Here is a 337-nt window from a genome sequence, read left to right on the forward strand (position 1 = left end):
GTTTTCAGGAGCTTGTTATACATGTTTTGGACGCAACGTCGTGCATGGATGGGCTGGTTTGCCTTGTTGGTTTTGCTGGTCACGCTGTTTTATTTACCGCGTGCCGATTCGGGTGAAAGCCCAGCCAACGCTGGCCGCTTATCTGCCAAGGGGGAAATCCTGAGCCTGGAAAAAATCTCGCAAAAAGCCAAGTCCTATAAAGCTGGTGAAATTCTTGAGGTAGAACTAGAGAAGAAGCATGGGCGTTATGTGTATGAGATTGACATACTGGATGCCGGCAGCCAGGTGTGGGAGTTGAAACTGGATGCCAAGACCGGGCAATTGCTGCAAATGGAGC

At 49.9% G+C, this 337-nt stretch carries 1 protein-coding gene; it reads left to right on the forward strand.

Going from position 1 to position 337, the window contains the following annotated elements; genetic code table 11:
• Positions 1 to 21 precede the first annotated feature (21 nt).
• A partial coding sequence (locus LR961_RS19200; protein WP_232151577.1) for a PepSY domain-containing protein occupies positions 22 to 337 on the forward strand: 316 nt, incomplete at its 3' end.

Origin of the sequence: Stenotrophomonas sp. SY1 (assembly GCF_021202945.1) — a bacterium.
Taxonomy (GTDB): Bacteria; Pseudomonadota; Gammaproteobacteria; order Xanthomonadales; family Xanthomonadaceae; genus Stenotrophomonas.